Annotated in this window: 15 protein-coding genes and 1 pseudogene; 11 read left to right on the top strand and 5 right to left on the bottom strand. The window is 76.7% G+C overall.

Translation table 11 applies throughout. The features are described from left to right. Window positions 1-128: 128 nt before the first annotated feature. Window positions 129-551, top strand: coding sequence for a YjbQ family protein (locus Q0848_RS04245; RefSeq protein ID WP_299035273.1), 423 nt, complete (start codon window positions 129-131; stop codon window positions 549-551). A gap of 103 nt (window positions 552-654) precedes the next feature. Here Q0848_RS04245 and fdhD read toward each other — a convergent pair whose 3' ends face one another. Next, a complete protein-coding gene (gene fdhD, locus Q0848_RS04240; protein WP_366146425.1) occupies window positions 655-1,470 on the bottom strand; it encodes a formate dehydrogenase accessory sulfurtransferase FdhD in 816 nt (271 codons plus the stop codon). A 231-nt stretch (window positions 1,471-1,701) separates the two neighbouring features. On the opposite strand from fdhD, the gene Q0848_RS04235 reads away from it, so the two are divergent. After that, a complete protein-coding gene (locus Q0848_RS04235) occupies window positions 1,702-2,127 on the top strand; it encodes a DUF3052 domain-containing protein (protein ID WP_299035267.1) in 426 nt (141 codons plus the stop codon). An 86-nt stretch (window positions 2,128-2,213) separates the two neighbouring features. Next, window positions 2,214-2,678: a redoxin domain-containing protein gene (locus Q0848_RS04230; protein WP_299035265.1), complete on the top strand. Its 465-nt coding sequence runs from the start codon at window positions 2,214-2,216 to the stop codon at window positions 2,676-2,678. Between the two features lie 46 nt (window positions 2,679-2,724). On the opposite strand, the gene Q0848_RS04225 is transcribed toward Q0848_RS04230, so the two are convergent. Genes Q0848_RS04225 through Q0848_RS04215 form a run of 3 tightly spaced genes read right to left on the bottom strand, consistent with a single transcriptional unit; the run spans window position 2,725 to window position 5,584 of the window. After that, the gene (locus tag Q0848_RS04225) at window positions 2,725-3,606 is read right to left on the bottom strand and encodes a hypothetical protein (protein ID WP_299035262.1); all 882 of its coding nucleotides are present in this window, start codon (window positions 3,604-3,606) and stop codon (window positions 2,725-2,727) included. Beyond that, a complete protein-coding gene (locus Q0848_RS04220) occupies window positions 3,603-4,277 on the bottom strand; it encodes a response regulator transcription factor (protein WP_299035259.1) in 675 nt (224 codons plus the stop codon). The genes Q0848_RS04225 and Q0848_RS04220 overlap by 4 nt, the downstream gene beginning before the upstream one ends. Then, the gene (locus Q0848_RS04215) at window positions 4,265-5,584 is read right to left on the bottom strand and encodes a sensor histidine kinase (RefSeq protein WP_299035256.1); all 1,320 of its coding nucleotides are present in this window, start codon (window positions 5,582-5,584) and stop codon (window positions 4,265-4,267) included. Before Q0848_RS04215 ends, Q0848_RS04220 begins: the two co-directional genes overlap by 13 nt. 358 nt (window positions 5,585-5,942) lie before the next feature. Here Q0848_RS04215 and Q0848_RS04210 point away from each other — a divergent pair, with 358 nt between their 5' ends. The 8 genes and pseudogenes from Q0848_RS04210 (at window position 5,943) to Q0848_RS04180 (ending at window position 12,983) form a co-directional block, all read left to right on the top strand. After that, window positions 5,943-6,737 carry an SDR family NAD(P)-dependent oxidoreductase gene (locus Q0848_RS04210; RefSeq protein ID WP_299035253.1) on the top strand — a complete coding sequence of 265 codons (795 nt, stop codon included), beginning with the start codon at window positions 5,943-5,945 and terminating at the stop codon, window positions 6,735-6,737. Between the two features lie 151 nt (window positions 6,738-6,888). Further along, a complete protein-coding gene (locus Q0848_RS04205) occupies window positions 6,889-8,067 on the top strand; it encodes a Nif3-like dinuclear metal center hexameric protein (RefSeq protein WP_299035793.1) in 1,179 nt (392 codons plus the stop codon). Window positions 8,068-8,458: 391 nt separating this feature from the next. Then, window positions 8,459-8,803, top strand: a complete 345-nt coding sequence (locus tag Q0848_RS04200) for a hypothetical protein (RefSeq protein ID WP_299035250.1) — start codon at window positions 8,459-8,461, stop codon at window positions 8,801-8,803. A 619-nt stretch (window positions 8,804-9,422) separates the two neighbouring features. After that, a complete protein-coding gene (locus tag Q0848_RS04195) occupies window positions 9,423-10,349 on the top strand; it encodes a zinc ribbon domain-containing protein (RefSeq protein WP_299035247.1) in 927 nt (308 codons plus the stop codon). Continuing rightward, window positions 10,346-10,798, top strand: a pseudogene (locus Q0848_RS18975) (reverse transcriptase-like protein); the annotation flags it as partial. The gene Q0848_RS04195 and the pseudogene Q0848_RS18975, both read left to right, overlap by 4 nt. 189 nt (window positions 10,799-10,987) lie before the next feature. Beyond that, window positions 10,988-11,203 (top strand): DUF1737 domain-containing protein, encoded by a 216-nt coding sequence (locus Q0848_RS18970; protein WP_366146424.1) that lies wholly within the window; start codon window positions 10,988-10,990, stop codon window positions 11,201-11,203. A gap of 83 nt (window positions 11,204-11,286) precedes the next feature. Continuing rightward, window positions 11,287-11,721: a rhodanese-like domain-containing protein gene (locus Q0848_RS04185; protein ID WP_366146423.1), complete on the top strand. Its 435-nt coding sequence runs from the start codon at window positions 11,287-11,289 to the stop codon at window positions 11,719-11,721. 62 nt (window positions 11,722-11,783) lie between these two features. Continuing rightward, entirely contained in the window at window positions 11,784-12,983 is a 1,200-nt protein-coding gene (locus Q0848_RS04180) for an O-succinylhomoserine sulfhydrylase (protein ID WP_366146422.1), read from the top strand. Between the two features lie 357 nt (window positions 12,984-13,340). Here the strand turns inward: Q0848_RS04180 and Q0848_RS04175 are convergent, their stop codons facing one another. Beyond that, a complete protein-coding gene (locus tag Q0848_RS04175) occupies window positions 13,341-13,979 on the bottom strand; it encodes a hypothetical protein (protein WP_299035235.1) in 639 nt (212 codons plus the stop codon). Window positions 13,980-14,084: the final 105 nt, after the last annotated feature.

The raw sequence follows: 14,084 nt of genomic DNA, 5'->3' as shown, positions 1-14,084 counted from the left end.
GCAGGGGTCGACCGCGGCGCGTCCATCCTCGCGCGCCGCGGGTCGCCGCGTCACATCAGGTGCGCACGGGTTCGCCGAGAGCGTCGGCGCCGGGTGCGCGGGGGACGCCGGTGCGGTGGGATCGGCGCATGGAGACGACGACGCTGGCAGTGCGCACGGGCGGCGACGAGCGCGTGGTGGACCTCACCGCGCAGGTCGGGGACGCGCTCGACGCCTGGGGCGCGGTCGAGGGGCTGCTGTCGGTGTTCGTGCCGCACGCGACCGCGGGGGTCGCCGTGCTGGAGACCGGCGCCGGCTCCGACGAGGACCTGCTGCGGGCGCTCGGCGACATCCTCCCGGCCGCCGGGCCGCAGGGCCGCGGCTGGCACCACGCCCACGGCTCGCCCGGCCACGGGCGCGACCACGTGCTCCCCGCGATCGTCAGCCCCTCGATGGTCGTCCCCGTGCTCGAGGGGCGCCCGGCGCTCGGCACCTGGCAGAGCGTCTGCCTCGTGGACACCAACCGGGACAACGCCGACCGCACCGTCCGCCTGTCCTTCGTCCGCGGCTGACCCGGGGCCTCGTAGCGGCGTCCGGGGCGGACCTCGTAGCCCTTCTCCGCCATGGGGGCGCCGGGGGCGGACTTCGTCGCCGTCGTCCGCCGGTGGGGAGGGGTCAGGCGCCCGTCCGCACGCGCTGGGCGCCGGTGTAGACGTTGAGCGTCGGGGGGCGCACGAAGCCGGCGAGCGTCATGCCCGCCTCCCGGGCCAGCTGCACGGCCAGCGAGGACGGCGCGGAGACGGCGGCCAGCACCGGCACGCCCGCCATCCACGCCTTCTGCGCCAGCTCGAACGACGCGCGCCCGCTGACGACGAGCACGTGGCCCCGCAGCGGCCAGCCGAGGTCGCGGGCGGCGCGCCCCAGCACCTTGTCGACGGCGTTGTGCCGGCCGACGTCCTCGCGCACCACGAGCAGCTCGCCGTCGGCGGTCGCCAGGCCCGCGGCGTGCAGCCCGCCGGTGCGCTCGAAGACCCGCTGGGCCACCCGCAGCCGCCCGGGCAGCGAGGCCAGGACCGACGCGTCGACGACGACGTCGTCGCGCCACAGGTTCGTGCCGGTGCGCGCCCGCACGGCGTCGACGCTCGCGGAGCCGCACACGCCGCACGCCGAGGTCATGCCGAAGGTGCGCCGGCCCTCCAGGTCGGGCACCGGCACCCCCGGCGCCAGGGTGAGCTCGAGGGAGCCGACCACGGGCTCGCCGGCGGCGTCGACGTCCACGCAGGCGACGGCGCGCGCGACGGCGCCCGGCCCCGGCAGCAGGCCCTCGGTGAGCAGGAAGCCGAGGGCGAGGTCCTCGTCGTCGCCCGGCGTGCGCATCGTCACGACGACCGGCGCGCCGGCGACGCGGACCTCGAGCGGCTCCTCGACGGCGACGGCGTCGAGCTGCTCCTGCGCGGCGGGCTCCTCGCCGTCCACGCGGACCTTCAGCACCTCGACGGTGCCCGTGCCGACGGCGGAGCCGGACGTGCTGCCCACCGGGCCGACCCAGCGGCCTGCGCTCCCCACCGCGCGACTGTAGGCGGCGCGGCGCCCAGCGGCCCGCGCACGCGTCCGGGCGTCCTTCGGGGCAGCAGGGGACTCCGCCCGGAGGCGTGCACTACGGTCGTCGCGACCGAGAACGGGCACGGGACCACGGACGACGACGGAGAAGAGGACACGACGGTGGGTGCGACCGCGGACGCCGCGGCAGGTGGTGGGGCTGCGCAGCGGCTGTCCGTCACGGCCGGGCAGGTGGTGCAGGAGCTCGGGTACGACGCGGACGTCGACCACGACCTGCGCGACGACGTCGAGGACGTCATCGGCTCCGAGATGCTGGACGAGGACGCCGTCGAGGCGGTCGACGTCGTCCTGCTGTGGTGGCGCGAGGGCGACGGCGACCTCGTGGACGCCCTCGTCGACTCCCTCACCTCGCTCGGCGAGAGCGGGATCGTGTGGCTCCTGAGCCCCAAGAGCGGCCGGCCGGGCCACGTCGAGCCGGCCGACATCGACGACGCGGCGCCCACGGCGGGCCTGCACGCGACGTCGACGATCGCCGTCACGGCGGACTGGTCGGGCACGCGCCTGGTCGCCCGCAGCCGCAAGGCCTGACGACGCCCTCCCGGTCGCGGGCGCTGCTGGGCCCGCTGCCCGCGCGGCGCAGGCGGTCAGGCGACCGCGGGACCTCGGCCGCGCGGGTGGGTGGCCGGGTCCCGGCCAGCACGGTGCACACCGCCGCGGACGGGTCCGTGGTGGCCCTCGGGCACGACCTGCCCGAGGGCGTGCGCGGCCGGCTCGTCGTCTTCCTGCCCTTCGCCTCCTCGCCGGTGTGCACGGGCGAGGTCGGTGAGCTGCGCGACCGCGCCGCCGACCTCGCTGCCGCGGGGCTGGACGTCGTGGCCCTGACGTGCGACGCCGTCCCGGCCCTGGCCGCCTGGGTGCGTGCGGAGCGCCTGCCGTTCCCGGTGCTGTCGGACTTCTGGCCCCACGGCGCGGCGGCCGGCGCCTGGGGCGTCCTCGACCCCGCCAGCGGCGCGCCCCGGCGGGTGACCTTCCTCGTCTGCGACGGCCGGGTCCTGTGGCGGGACGAGGCGCCCCCGGGCCGAGCCCGGTCGCTCGACGACGCGCTGGACGCCGCGCGCCGACTCCTCCCGGAGGCCTGAGGGCCGCGCGCCCCCGTCCGGCACCGGGGACGAGCGTCGGAACCGCTCAGCCGTTCTCGCGCAGCACCACGGTCCCCGCGGCGAGGGAGACCTCGATCTGCGAGGCCGCCGCGGGCGAGGTGTCCAGGCTCTCCTCGAGCGTCCCGGCCGCGACGTCGGACTCCAGGGCGTAGGTCTGGGCCGGCAGGGCCAGCTCCAGCGAGCCGGCGCTGACGTCGACGGCGACCGACCTCGGCGCCGTCGTCCCGCCCAGGGCGGCGACGACGCTGCCGGCGGCGACGTCGAAGCCCGCCTCCTCGACGCCGGTGACGTCCACCTCCAGCTCCCCGGCCGCGACGTCGACGTCCAGGGACGTCGCCGCCCCGTCCAGGACGACCCCGCCGGCGCCCACGTCGACCTGGACGGCGCCGTAGGCGCCGGTGGCCCGCAGCTCCCCGCCCCCGACGTCGAAGCTCGCGTCGAGCGCCCCGTCGCCGAGCTCGGCGGGCAGCGTGAGCGTCGCCCGGCCCTGGTCGCCCGACCACCCGAGCGCCCACCCGCCGAAGGAGCCGTCCGGCGAGGTGACCCGCAGGAGGTCGCCGTCGCGCTCGAGCTGCCACTGGCCGCGGCTGCCCCGCACGGCGAGCTCCGCCTGCTCCACGTCGCCGAACGCCACGTCCACGCGCGTGGCGGCGGCCTCGACGTCGAGGCGGCTCACGCCCTCGGTGCTCACGGCGAGGTCGTCGTCGACGCGCGAGGCGTCCCGCACGGTGGAGCTGGCGGCGCCCACCACGCCCGTGACCAGCACGACGGCGCCGAGGACGACGGCGACCGCGGAGACCGCGCGGGCGACGCCCCGCCCGGGAGGCCGGCCGCCGGGCGTCTGGCCACCGGGCGGCGGGGGAGCAGGCGACTGCGGCGGGGCGGGGGGCGCGGCGGGGGTGCTCATCGGGGGGCTCCTGTCGTGGGCGGGACGCTGCTCTGGTGGTGGGCGAGCGCTGCCAGCACCCGCCGGTTGCCCGACTCGTCGCGCTCGAGCCCGAGCTTGGTGAAGATCGCGGTGATGTTCTTCTCGACGCTCGCCTCGGAGAGGACGAGCAGGGCCGCGATGGCCTGGTTGGAGCGGCCCTCGGCGACGAGCGCGAGGACGGTGCGCTCGCGGTCGGTGAGCGAGCTCAGGCGGTCGTCCCGCGCCCGGCGGCTCAGGAGCTGGGCGACCACCTCGGGGTCCAGGACGGTGGCGCCCTCGGCGATGCGGCGGACCGCGTCGAGGAAGTCGGCGACGTCGACGACCCGGTCCTTCAGCAGGTAGCCCAGCGCGGCGCCCTGGGCGCTGAACAGCTCGCTGGCGTAGCGCTCCTCGACGTACTGGGAGAGCACGAGCACGGGCTGGTCGGGCCGCCGCGAGCGCAGGGCGACGGCGGCGCGCACGCCCTCGTCGGTCCACGTCGGCGGCAGGCGCACGTCGAGGACGCACAGGTCCGGCGCGTGAGCGTCCACGGCGGCGTCCAGCTCGCGGGCGTCCGCCAGGGCGGCGACGACCTCGTGGCCGGCGTCCTCGAGCAGGCGGACGAGGCCCTCGCGCAGGAGGACGGAGTCCTCGCAGATCAGGACGCGCACGGGACGCCCACCTCCAGCGCCGTCGGGCCGCCGCGGGGGCTGTCGAGGTGGCTGCTGCCGCCCGCGGCGGCCAGCCGGTTGGCGATGCCGTCGAGACCGCCGCCGGGCAGCACGCGCGCCCCGCCGACGCCGTCGTCCTCGACGCGCGCCCACAGCACGCCGCCGTCGCGGTGCCGCACGACGACGCGGCACCGGGAGGCCCGGGCGTGCTTGGCGGCGTTGGTGAGGGACTCGGCGACGGCGAAGTAGACCGCTGCCTCGGCGGTGCGCCCGCAGCGACCGTCCACGCGCACGTCGAGGTCGACGGGCACGGGGGAGCGCGCCGCGAGCGCCGACAGCGCGGCGTCGAGGCCGCGGTCGTCCAGCACGGAGGCGTGGATGCCGCGGGCCAGCTGCCGCAGCTCGGTGATGGCGGCCTTCGTGCCGGTGTGCGCCTCGTCGAGCAGCGCCCGGGCGGCGCCGGCGTCGGGCTCCGGCTGGTCCAGCTTCTGGCGCGCCATCCCCAGGGTCATGCCGACCGAGACGAGCCGCGGCTGGACGCCGTCGTGCAGGTCCCGCTCGATGCGCGTGCGCTCCACCTCCGCCGCGCGGACGGCGCCGGCGCGCCGGTGGTCCGAGGTCTGCGCCTGCTCGACGAGCTCCGCCTCGCGGGAGGCCCGCAGCAGGGCCCTGGTGACGACGCCGTGCAGCAGCGCCAGGCCGACGACGGCGGCGAGCGCCACGAGCACCACGAGCGCCCCGACGAGCGGGGCGCGCTCCACGGCGACGTCGAAGACGCCGAGGGAGACCTCCTCGCCCTCGGCGTAGAGGGGGGCGAGGGCGAGGGCGGCTCCGGAGGCCCCGACGCTCACGACGGGGAGCAGCAGGACGCCGAGGAGGGTGGCCACGGCGAGGCTGGTGACCGCCCGCCACACCAGCGGGTCGGCCGCCTGGCGCCAGACGGTGCGCAGGAGGCCGCCGACGCCGGGGCCGGCGCGCCGGCGCGGGCGCAGCGGCGGGATGTCGAGCCCGTACAGCCCGTCGACCCGGGCGGTCTCGAACCACGCCACGGCGAGCAGGACGTAGGGCAGCGCGAGCAGGACCAGCGCTCCGAGACCCATCAGGGGCAGCAGCCCGATGCCGAGGCCGAGCAGCGTGACGAGCACCGTCAGGACGGTGATCCCGATGACGAACATCGCGGCGAGGTGGGCGACGGCGCCCGCGACCTGGGCGGCGGAGCGCCACCGCGAGCGGCCCTCCCGTCGGCGGTCCGCGCGGGCGTCGGGGGCGCTCCGGGCGGCGGGGGCGGGAGCGGTGGTCGAGGTCATGCCGAGAACGTACGAGCGCCCGGGGGCTCCGGTCTGCCGAGCCAGCCCGAGACCTCGGGTCGGGAAAACCCGAACGCCCACGGCGCAGCACCTCACGGCGGGCGGGGCGGCCGGCAGCCGCCTAGCGTCGCGGGCGACCCCGGGCCGGCCCTGCTCCCGCCGCCCGCGACGGCCCCACCGGGCCACGACACCACCGGGCCACCGCACGACCATGCGACCGCACCACCGAGCCACCGCACCACCGAGCCACCGCGCAGCAGCGGGTCACCGCCGGCCGCCCGGGCCGGGCGCGTCCCGCCGCGCACCAGCACCAGCACCCGGCGCACCCGCACGAGCGATCCCGCACCCAGGAGGACCCATGGACCTGTCCCTGACCGGCAAGACCGCCCTCGTCACCGGCGCCGACTCCGGCATCGGCTGGCACACCGCCCGCATGCTGCTCGAGGAGGGCGTGCGCGTGGCCGTCACTGACCTCGACGGCGACGCCCTGGCGGCGTCGGCCGCGAAGCTGCCCGGCGACGTCGTGCGCGTGACCGCGGACCTCACGTCCCGCGACGACGTCGCCCGCCTGAAGAGCGAGGTCGAGTCCGGCCTGGGCGGCGCCCCCGACATCATCGTCGCGGCGGCGGGCATCACCGGCGCCCAGGGCCTCTTCCACGAGATCGACGACGAGGGCTGGACGAAGACCCTCGAGACCGACCTCATGTCGCAGGTCCGCACCGTCAAGGCCTTCATCGACGGCATGCGCCCCAAGGGCTGGGGCCGGATCGTCCTGCTCACGAGCGAGGACGCGTTCCAGCCCTACGCCGACGAGATCCCCTACTGCGCCGCCAAGGCCGGCTCGCTGGCGCTCATGAAGGGCCTGTCGAAGACCTACGCGTCCGAGGGCATCCTGGTGAACTCCGTGGCACCGGCCTTCATCGCGACGCCGATGACCGACGCGATGATGAGCAAGCGCGCCGACGAGCGGGGCACCGACGTCGAGGAGGCCATCTCGAGCTTCCTCGCCGAGGAGCGCCCCGGCATGCAGCTCGGGCGCCGCGGCGAGCCCGAGGAGGTCGCCTCGGCGATCGTCTTCCTGTGCTCCGAGCGCGCCGGCTTCATCAACGGCGCGACGCTGCGGGTGGACGCGGGGTCGGTCCAGACCATCTGAGGCCCCGGTCGCCGCAGCGGCCGGCGACGCGACCGGGGCTCGGGGCAGCGCACTGCTGGCCGGGTCCGGTTCGTCACAGGTTCGACACGACTCGGGTCGAGTCCCGGACAATCTGTGACTCTGCGTCGTCGGCGGCTACGGTACCGGCGTGATGGACACCGTGAGCGAGGGCGTCGCCCTCAGCGACCTCCTGCAGCTCCTCGAGCGGCGCTACCCGGCCGCCACCGCGGAGGACTGGGACTCGGTCGGCCTCGTCTGCGGCGACCCGACGCAGCGCGTGCGCCGGGTGCTGCTCGCGGTGGACCCGGTGGCCGAGGTCGTCGACGAGGCCGTCGAGCTCGGCGTCGACCTGCTGCTCGTCCACCACCCGCTGCTCCTGCGGCCGGTGCGATCGGTGCGGGCCGACGAGCCCAAGGGCGCTGTGGTCCACCGGCTCGTGCGCGCCGGCGTCGCGCTGCACGTGCTGCACACGAACGCCGACTCGGCGCGCCCCGGCGTCTCGGACGCCCTGGCTCGCGCCCTCGGCCTCGACGACCTGCAGCCGCTGTCCGCCGCGCCCAGCGACCCGGTCGACAAGCACGTCGTCTTCGTGCCGCGCGAGGACGCCGAGCGGGTGGTCGACGCCATGGCGGCCGCGGGGGCGGGTGCGCTCGGCGAGTACTCCCGCTGCGCCTTCACGGGGGAGGGCGTCCAGACGTTCACGCCCGGTGAGCGGGCGCACCCGGCCGTCGGGACGCCGGGGGAGCGGCACACCGGTCCCGAGGCCCGTGTCGAGATGGTCGCGCCGCGCCGGCTGCGCGAGCGCGTGCTCGCCGCCGTCCGGGCCGTGCACCCGTACGAGGAGCCGGCGGTGGACGTCCTCGAGATGGCGTCGTGGTCCTCCCCGCGCGGGCTGGGCCGCGTGGGCTCGCTGCCCAAGCCCGTCACCGTCGAGGCGCTCGCCGGCATCGTGGCCCAGGCGCTGCCCTTCACCCACCACGGCGTGCGCGTGGCCGGGGACCTGTCCGCGCCGGTGCAGCGCGTCGCCGTCTGCGGCGGCAGCGGGGACAGCCTCCTGGACGCCGTCGTCGCGAGCGGCGCCGACGCCTACGTGACCGCCGACCTGCGCCACCACCCCGTCTCGGAGCTGCGCGAGCGCGCCCGCGGCGGTGCCCCGCACCTGCTCGACGTCTCCCACTGGGCCAGCGAGTGGCTGTGGCTGCAGGGCGCGGGGGACCGGCTGCGCGCGGACCTCGAGCAGGTCGGCGGCTCCGTCGAGGTGACCATCAGCACGCGGCGCACCGACCCGTGGACGTCCCGCCTCGCCAGCCCCGGCGGTCCCGTCCGCTGAGGCGCCGCCCACCGCCGCGCCGCGGCCCGCGGAGCCCGGCGGGACCTGCGCCTCCGGTGGGGGCCCGGCCGTGCTGGGCGACGGCGGCGCCCGCCCCTCCGGGGCGACGTGCCGACAGGACGCCGACTCCGGCCCCTGGTCAGGGCGACTGCGGACAGGACGCATGAGCGCGGTCCCTGACGGGGCGACGTGCCGAGAGGTCGCCTCTCGGAGCAGGTCCGAGGAGCCCGGGGCGCCGCCTCCCGCAGCGGCCGAGGCGCGGCTAGCGTCCGCCCATGAGCAGCGGTGGGGCGACCAGCGGCGACTCCGGCGACGTCCTGGAGGCCCTCGGGCGCGAGACGTACCTCAGCCTCGTGACGTACCGCAGGACGGCAGCGAGCGGGCGACGCCGGTGTGGGTCGTCCGCGACGGCGGCCGCCTCCTGGTCACGACCGCGGCCGGCACCGCCAAGGTGCGCCGCGCCCGTCGCGACCCCCGCGGCACCGTGACGCCCTGCGACTCCCGCGGGCGGACGCGGCCGGAGGCGCCGACGCACGCCGTCGCGGTCGAGGTGTCCGAGGACCCTGCGGTCCTGCGCCGGACGTCCGAGCTGCTGCGCCGCAAGCACCCCGTCGGCTACCGCGTCATCTCCGCGGTGGAGGCCGTCGCGGACCGGCTCCCTCGGCGCGGCGGTCGACGGGACCGGCCGACCGGGCAGGTGTCCCTGGTCCTGCGGCTCGTCGGGCTCGCCGGCTGACGGGCCTCCTGCGCGCCCGCTGCGCCGACGTGGTCCTGTCCTCACCCGTCGCCTGCTGACCTGCGAGACGCGCGGGCGTGAGGTCTTGTTCAGGCCGCCGCGCGGCAACGGCCGTGGACTTGGCTGACGACGTCCGTCGGTGCCGCGCCTCCGGGCCCCTGATCAGGCACGGAGCCGGATGACACGGTCGCGGGGTGGACGTCGTCCTCCCCGTCTGCCGGAGCGTGCTGCCGGACCGCGTCCGCCGAGGTCCCGCGCGCAGCGACCTGCAGAGGTCGACCTCGTCTCACCCGTCGACCCCGTGACCTGCGACGACGCGCCGGCCCAGGGGACTTCTGCAGGTCGCCGCGCGGCGACGGCCGCCGACGGGGAGGACGATGTCCGTGGGCGCCGCGCCTCCAGCGCCCTGACCTGGGGCGACGCCGGGCGAGCCGGGCGCGAGCCGGAGCTCGTCCTCCCCGGCGGCAGGTGCCCAGGGCGGCGGCGGGTGCCCCGGACCCGCCGGTGCACCGGGACGCCTCAGCCTGGACGTCGAGCGCGTGGGCGCCGTCGAACCCGGTGCTGCGACGGGGTGCGGCCCGACGTCCGCGCTGCCTGCCTCGAGAGGGCGTGTCGCCCCGTGACTGCGCGCACGCCCGTCGGACGGTCGGAGGTAGCGTGGCGGGGCTCGCGCACCGGCCGTCCGGCCGGCCGCGGACCGCCGGCGGCGGGGCGACCCGCTGCGGCACCGCACGCACCACCTCCGGCGTCCTCCGCCTCCCGGGCGACGGCGCCGACGACCGGGAGGACAGGTCCCCTGACCACCACCGCACCTGCCCGCGACCAGCTCCGGCTGCTCGACGTCCAGGCCCTCGACACCCGGCTCGCCCAGCTGGCCCACCGCCGCAACGTGCTGCCCGAGAAGGCCGCCCTCGCCGAGCGCGAGCAGCGGTACGCCCAGCTCCGCGACGAGGTCGTGCGCGCACGGACCGTCGCCAGCGACGTCGGCCGCGAGGCCTCCCGCGCCGAGGCCGACGTGGACCTGGTGCGCCAGCGCGCCACCCGCAACCAGACCCGCCTGGACTCCGGCGCGGTGAGCGCCAAGGACGCGCAGGCGCTGGTGTCCGAGCTGGAGTCCCTCGCCCGTCGCCAGTCCGAGCTGGAGGACCTCGAGCTCGAGGTCATGGAGCGCCAGGAGGCCGCGCAGGCGGCGCTGGTGGGGCTCGAGCAGCTGCTCGCCGACGTCGGCGCCGAGGTCGAGCAGGCCCGCGAGGCCCGCGACACCGCGCTGCGGGAGCTGGACGCCGACGTCGCCTCGGTGCGCGCCGACCGCGAGCGCGTCGTCGCCGGCGTCGACGCCGACCTCGTGAGGCTCTACGAGCAGGTCCGGTCCGAGCAGGCCGGCGGCATGGGCGCGGCGCCGCTGCGCGCCCGCCGCTGCGAGGGCTGCCGCATGGAGCAGAACACCGTGGCCATCGGCCGCCTGCGCGCCGCCCCCGAGGACGCCGTGATGCGCTGCGAGGAGTGCGAGCGGATCCTCGTGCGCACGCCGGAGTCGGGCCTGTGAGCCCCGCGAGCGGCGGGCGCCGCCTCGTGATCGAGGCCGACGGCGGATCGCGCGGCAACCCCGGCCCGGCCGGCTACGGCGCCGTCGTCAAGGACGGCGCGCCCGGCGGCCCGGTGCTGGCGGAGGTCGCCGAGGCCATCGGCAAGGCGTCGAACAACGTGGCCGAGTACGGCGGCCTGCTCGCCGGGCTGCGCGCCGCCCGCGAGATCGACCCGGACGCCAGCGTGCTGGTGCGGATGGACTCCAAGCTCGTCGTCGAGCAGATGTCGGGGCGCTGGAAGGTCAAGCACCCCGACATGCAGCGGCTGTGGCAGGAGGCCCGCGAGGTGTGGCCGCGCGAGCAGGTCCGCTTCGAGTGGATCCCCCGCGCGCAGAACAGCCACGCCGACCGCCTCGCCAACGAGGCCATGGACGCTGCGGCGCAGGGCCGCTCGTGGGCGCCCAAGCGCATCGCCTCCGGCGTGGCCACGGGACAGCGCACCGCCGAGCGCGAGGACGCGGACGACCTGCTGCTCGACCTGTCCGGCACGGTGGACGACGCCCCGCCGTCCCGCTCGGCGGCCGAGGTCTTCGCCGAGCACGACCTGGACCGCACCGGGAACGACGACGCCTCGCCCGCGGGGCTGGAGGAGGACGTCATGACCGCGACGACCGCAGCCCCCGCCTCGACGAGCGACCCCGCGAAGCGCAAGTCGTACAAGCTGCTCACCGGCCCGGACACCCCCGACTTCTGCCAGAAGGTCTCCGACCACCTGGACCAGGGGTACGAGCTCTACGGGTCGGTCGTCATCACGGCCGTGGGCACGGACCTGCACTGCGCCCAGGCCGTCGTCCTGCCGCAGGACCAGCGATGACGAGCTCGGCGGAGGCTCCCGACGCCGCGGGCCGCGGCGAGGTCGCGCCCGAGGCGTCGCCGGACGCCGCGGCCCCGGGCCCGGTGGGGCGCCCGCCGGCCGACGGGTCGTACGCGGGCGACGTCACGCCGCGCGAGGCGTGGGACCTGCTGGCGAGCGACGAGCGCGCCGTCCTCGTCGACGTCCGCACCGACGCCGAGTGGGCGTACGTGGGTGTGCCCGACGTGTCCGCCGTGGGGCGCGACGTGCTGGGCGTGCAGTGGCAGCACTTCCCGACGGGGCAGCGCAACCACCGCTTCCTCGCCGAGCTCGCCGACGCCGGGCTGGGGGAGGGGACGCCGGTCGTCTTCCTGTGCCGCTCGGGCGTGCGCTCGGTCGGTGCCGCGCAGGCGGCGACGACCGCCGGGCTGGGCCCGGCGTACAACGTCCTCGACGGCTTCGAGGGCCCGACGGACGACGAGGGCCACCGCGGCGTCCGCGGCTGGCGCGCCGACGGCCTGCCCTGGCGGCAGGGGTGAGCACGCCGGGGGATCAGGCGCCGGGCGCCGACGACGCCGTCTACCCGCTCGACCCCGCGGCGATGGCCGAGACGCCCGCCGCCCCGGCCGGCCGGCCGCTGCGCTCCGACACCCTCGCGGTGCGCGGCGGTCTCGCGCGCTCGGGCTTCGAGGAGACCGCCGAGGCGCTGTACCTGACGTCGGGGTACGTCTACAGCTCGGCCGCGGAGGCGGAGAAGGCCTTCACCGGTGAGGTCGACCGGTTCGTCTACTCCCGCTACGGCAACCCGACCGTCGCGACGTTCGAGGAGCGGCTGCGCCTGATCGAGGGTGCGCCCGCGTGCGTGGCGACGGCGTCCGGCATGTCCGCGGTCTTCACCGCGCTGGCGGCGCTGCTGGGCCAGGGCGACCGCGTCGTCGCGGCGCGCAGCCTCTTCGGCTCGTGCTTCGTGATCCTCGACGAGATCCTCCCGCGCTGGGGCGTGGAGACGATCTTCGTCGACGGCTCCGACCTCGAGCAGTGGGAGGCCGCGCTCGCCCAGCCGACGACGGCGGTGTTCTTCGAGACGCCGTCGAACCCGATGCAGGAGATCGTCGATGTGCGCCGCGTCTGCGAGATGGCGCACGCGGCCGGCGCGACGGTCGTCGTCGACAACGTCTTCGCCACCCCGGTGCTGCAGCGGCCGATGGAGATGGGCGCCGACGTCGTCGTGTACTCGACGACCAAGCACATCGACGGCCAGGGCCGCACCCTCGGCGGGGCGATCCTGGGGCCGACGGAGCTGCTGACCGGCGGCGTGGAGACGCTGATCCGGCACACCGGCCCGTCGCTGTCGCCGTTCAACGCGTGGGTGCTGACCAAGGGCCTGGAGACGCTCTCGATGCGGGTGCGCCACCAGGTCGCCTCCGCCGAGCGGATCGCGACGTGGCTGGAGGGTCAGCCGGGCGTGCAGTCGGTCGTCTACCCGTTCCTCGACAGCCACCCGCAGGCCGACCTCGCCCGCTCGCAGATGAACGGGGGCGGAACGGTCGTCACGCTGACGCTGGACGGCGGCAAGGACGCGGCGTTCCGGCTGCTCGACGGGCTGCGCGTCGTCGACATCTCGAACAACCTCGGTGACTCGAAGTCGCTCATCACCCACCCCGCGACGACGACGCACCGCCGGTTGGGGCCGGAGGGACGTGCCCGTGTCGGGATCACCGACGGGCTCGTGCGGCTGTCGGTGGGACTGGAGGACGTCGAGGACCTGCTCGAGGACCTGGGGCAGGCACTACCGGGCTGAAGAGCGGCGGTGGGGGGACGCGTGGGGTTCGGCTGCGAGGGGCGGGTGCACCTCGTGGCGATGGTGCAGTCCTGATGAGCCGGTACGCCGAGGGTTGGCGCGCCGGAGGCCGCTACCACCCGACCCGTCGCACCCGGGACTCTGGAACGCCCGGTGCGCCCCGCAGGCACGGTGGGCGGTGGGCGGTGGGCGGTGGGCGGTGGGCGGTGGGCGGTGGGCGGTGAGGAGCGGGGCCGGCGCCGACCGGGGATCACCCTGTTCTCGGGTCGGGTCCCTCGGCTCTCGACGGTGTCACCGTCCCCGAGCTCCTGGAGCACCGCCCGCAGTCCTCAGGGCGCACCCACCCGAGCTCGGGCGTCAGCGGTCCGTGGCGGGCCCGACTGCGAAGGAGACGGATCCGGTCTGCCCCTGGAGGCGGTCGGGTGCGGTGGGGGAGAAGGTGAAGCGGTAGCGCACGTGCTGGACCTGGGCGTCGCCGGTGGCGATGTCGCCGTGGGTGACCGGGACCGGCGCGCCGGCGGTGGGGACCCCTGAGCCGATGGGTGCGGGGTCGGCGCAGGTGCTGGCGCCGCCGGTGGTGTCCCAGGGCAGGGTGCAGGAGGTGGCCTCGACGGCGAGGTGGCCGGCCAGCGCGCCGTCGGCGCTGACCGTGCCCGTGAAGGTGGCCGGCGCACGGCCGTCGTTGCGCACGTCCACGTAGCGGTAGAAGTAGTCACCGGGCGCCAGGTCCGCGACGCCGGTGGCGAAGGAGCCACCACCGGCGTCCACGAGTGCGGCGGTAGCGGCGTCGGTGCCGGTCGCGGCGGAGGTGGCTGCGCTGATCTGCAGGGGGCTCTGGGTGGTGACTGCCTGCCAGCTGGCGAATGCCCCGGTCGCGGTCAGGCCCAGACCGGCGACCGTGAGGACCGCGGTGCTCAGGAGACGACGAGCACGCCCGGGGGTCCGCGGGTGCGAGATCGCGTGCGTGCCGGTGGCCGGCTCGGTGGTGGAGAGCACGGTGTCCTCCTTCTCCCCCCGGGGCGCTCTCGCGGCCGGAGCTGGTGCTGGCGACCCCCGAGGCTCGGGGGGCGTCCCCGACGAGGCGGGCAGTCGTTGATAGTT

It is taken from the genome of uncultured Pseudokineococcus sp., from assembly GCF_947495735.1.
Classification (GTDB): Bacteria; Actinomycetota; Actinomycetes; order Actinomycetales; family Quadrisphaeraceae; genus Pseudokineococcus.
Note: the sequence above shows the minus strand (reverse complement) of the source record. Positions and strands in the feature narration are given on the sequence as shown.

Bases quoted from the DNA above. Each gene is read 5' to 3' on its own strand.
- Q0848_RS04225 (WP_299035262.1), bottom strand. From the start codon at position 3,606: ATGAGCACCCCCGCCGCGCCCCCCGCCCCGCCGCAGTCGCCTGCTCCC.
- Q0848_RS04205 (WP_299035793.1), top strand. From the start codon at position 6,889: ATGGACACCGTGAGCGAGGGCGTCGCCCTCAGCGACCTCCTGCAGCTC.
- Q0848_RS18970 (WP_366146424.1), top strand. From the start codon at position 10,988: ATGACCGCGACGACCGCAGCCCCCGCCTCGACGAGCGACCCCGCGAAG.
- Q0848_RS04245 (WP_299035273.1), top strand. From the start codon at position 129: ATGGAGACGACGACGCTGGCAGTGCGCACGGGCGGCGACGAGCGCGTG.
- Q0848_RS04215 (WP_299035256.1), bottom strand. From the start codon at position 5,584: ATGACCTCGACCACCGCTCCCGCCCCCGCCGCCCGGAGCGCCCCCGAC.
- Q0848_RS04180 (WP_366146422.1), top strand. From the start codon at position 11,784: ATGGCCGAGACGCCCGCCGCCCCGGCCGGCCGGCCGCTGCGCTCCGAC.
- Q0848_RS04210 (WP_299035253.1), top strand. From the start codon at position 5,943: ATGGACCTGTCCCTGACCGGCAAGACCGCCCTCGTCACCGGCGCCGAC.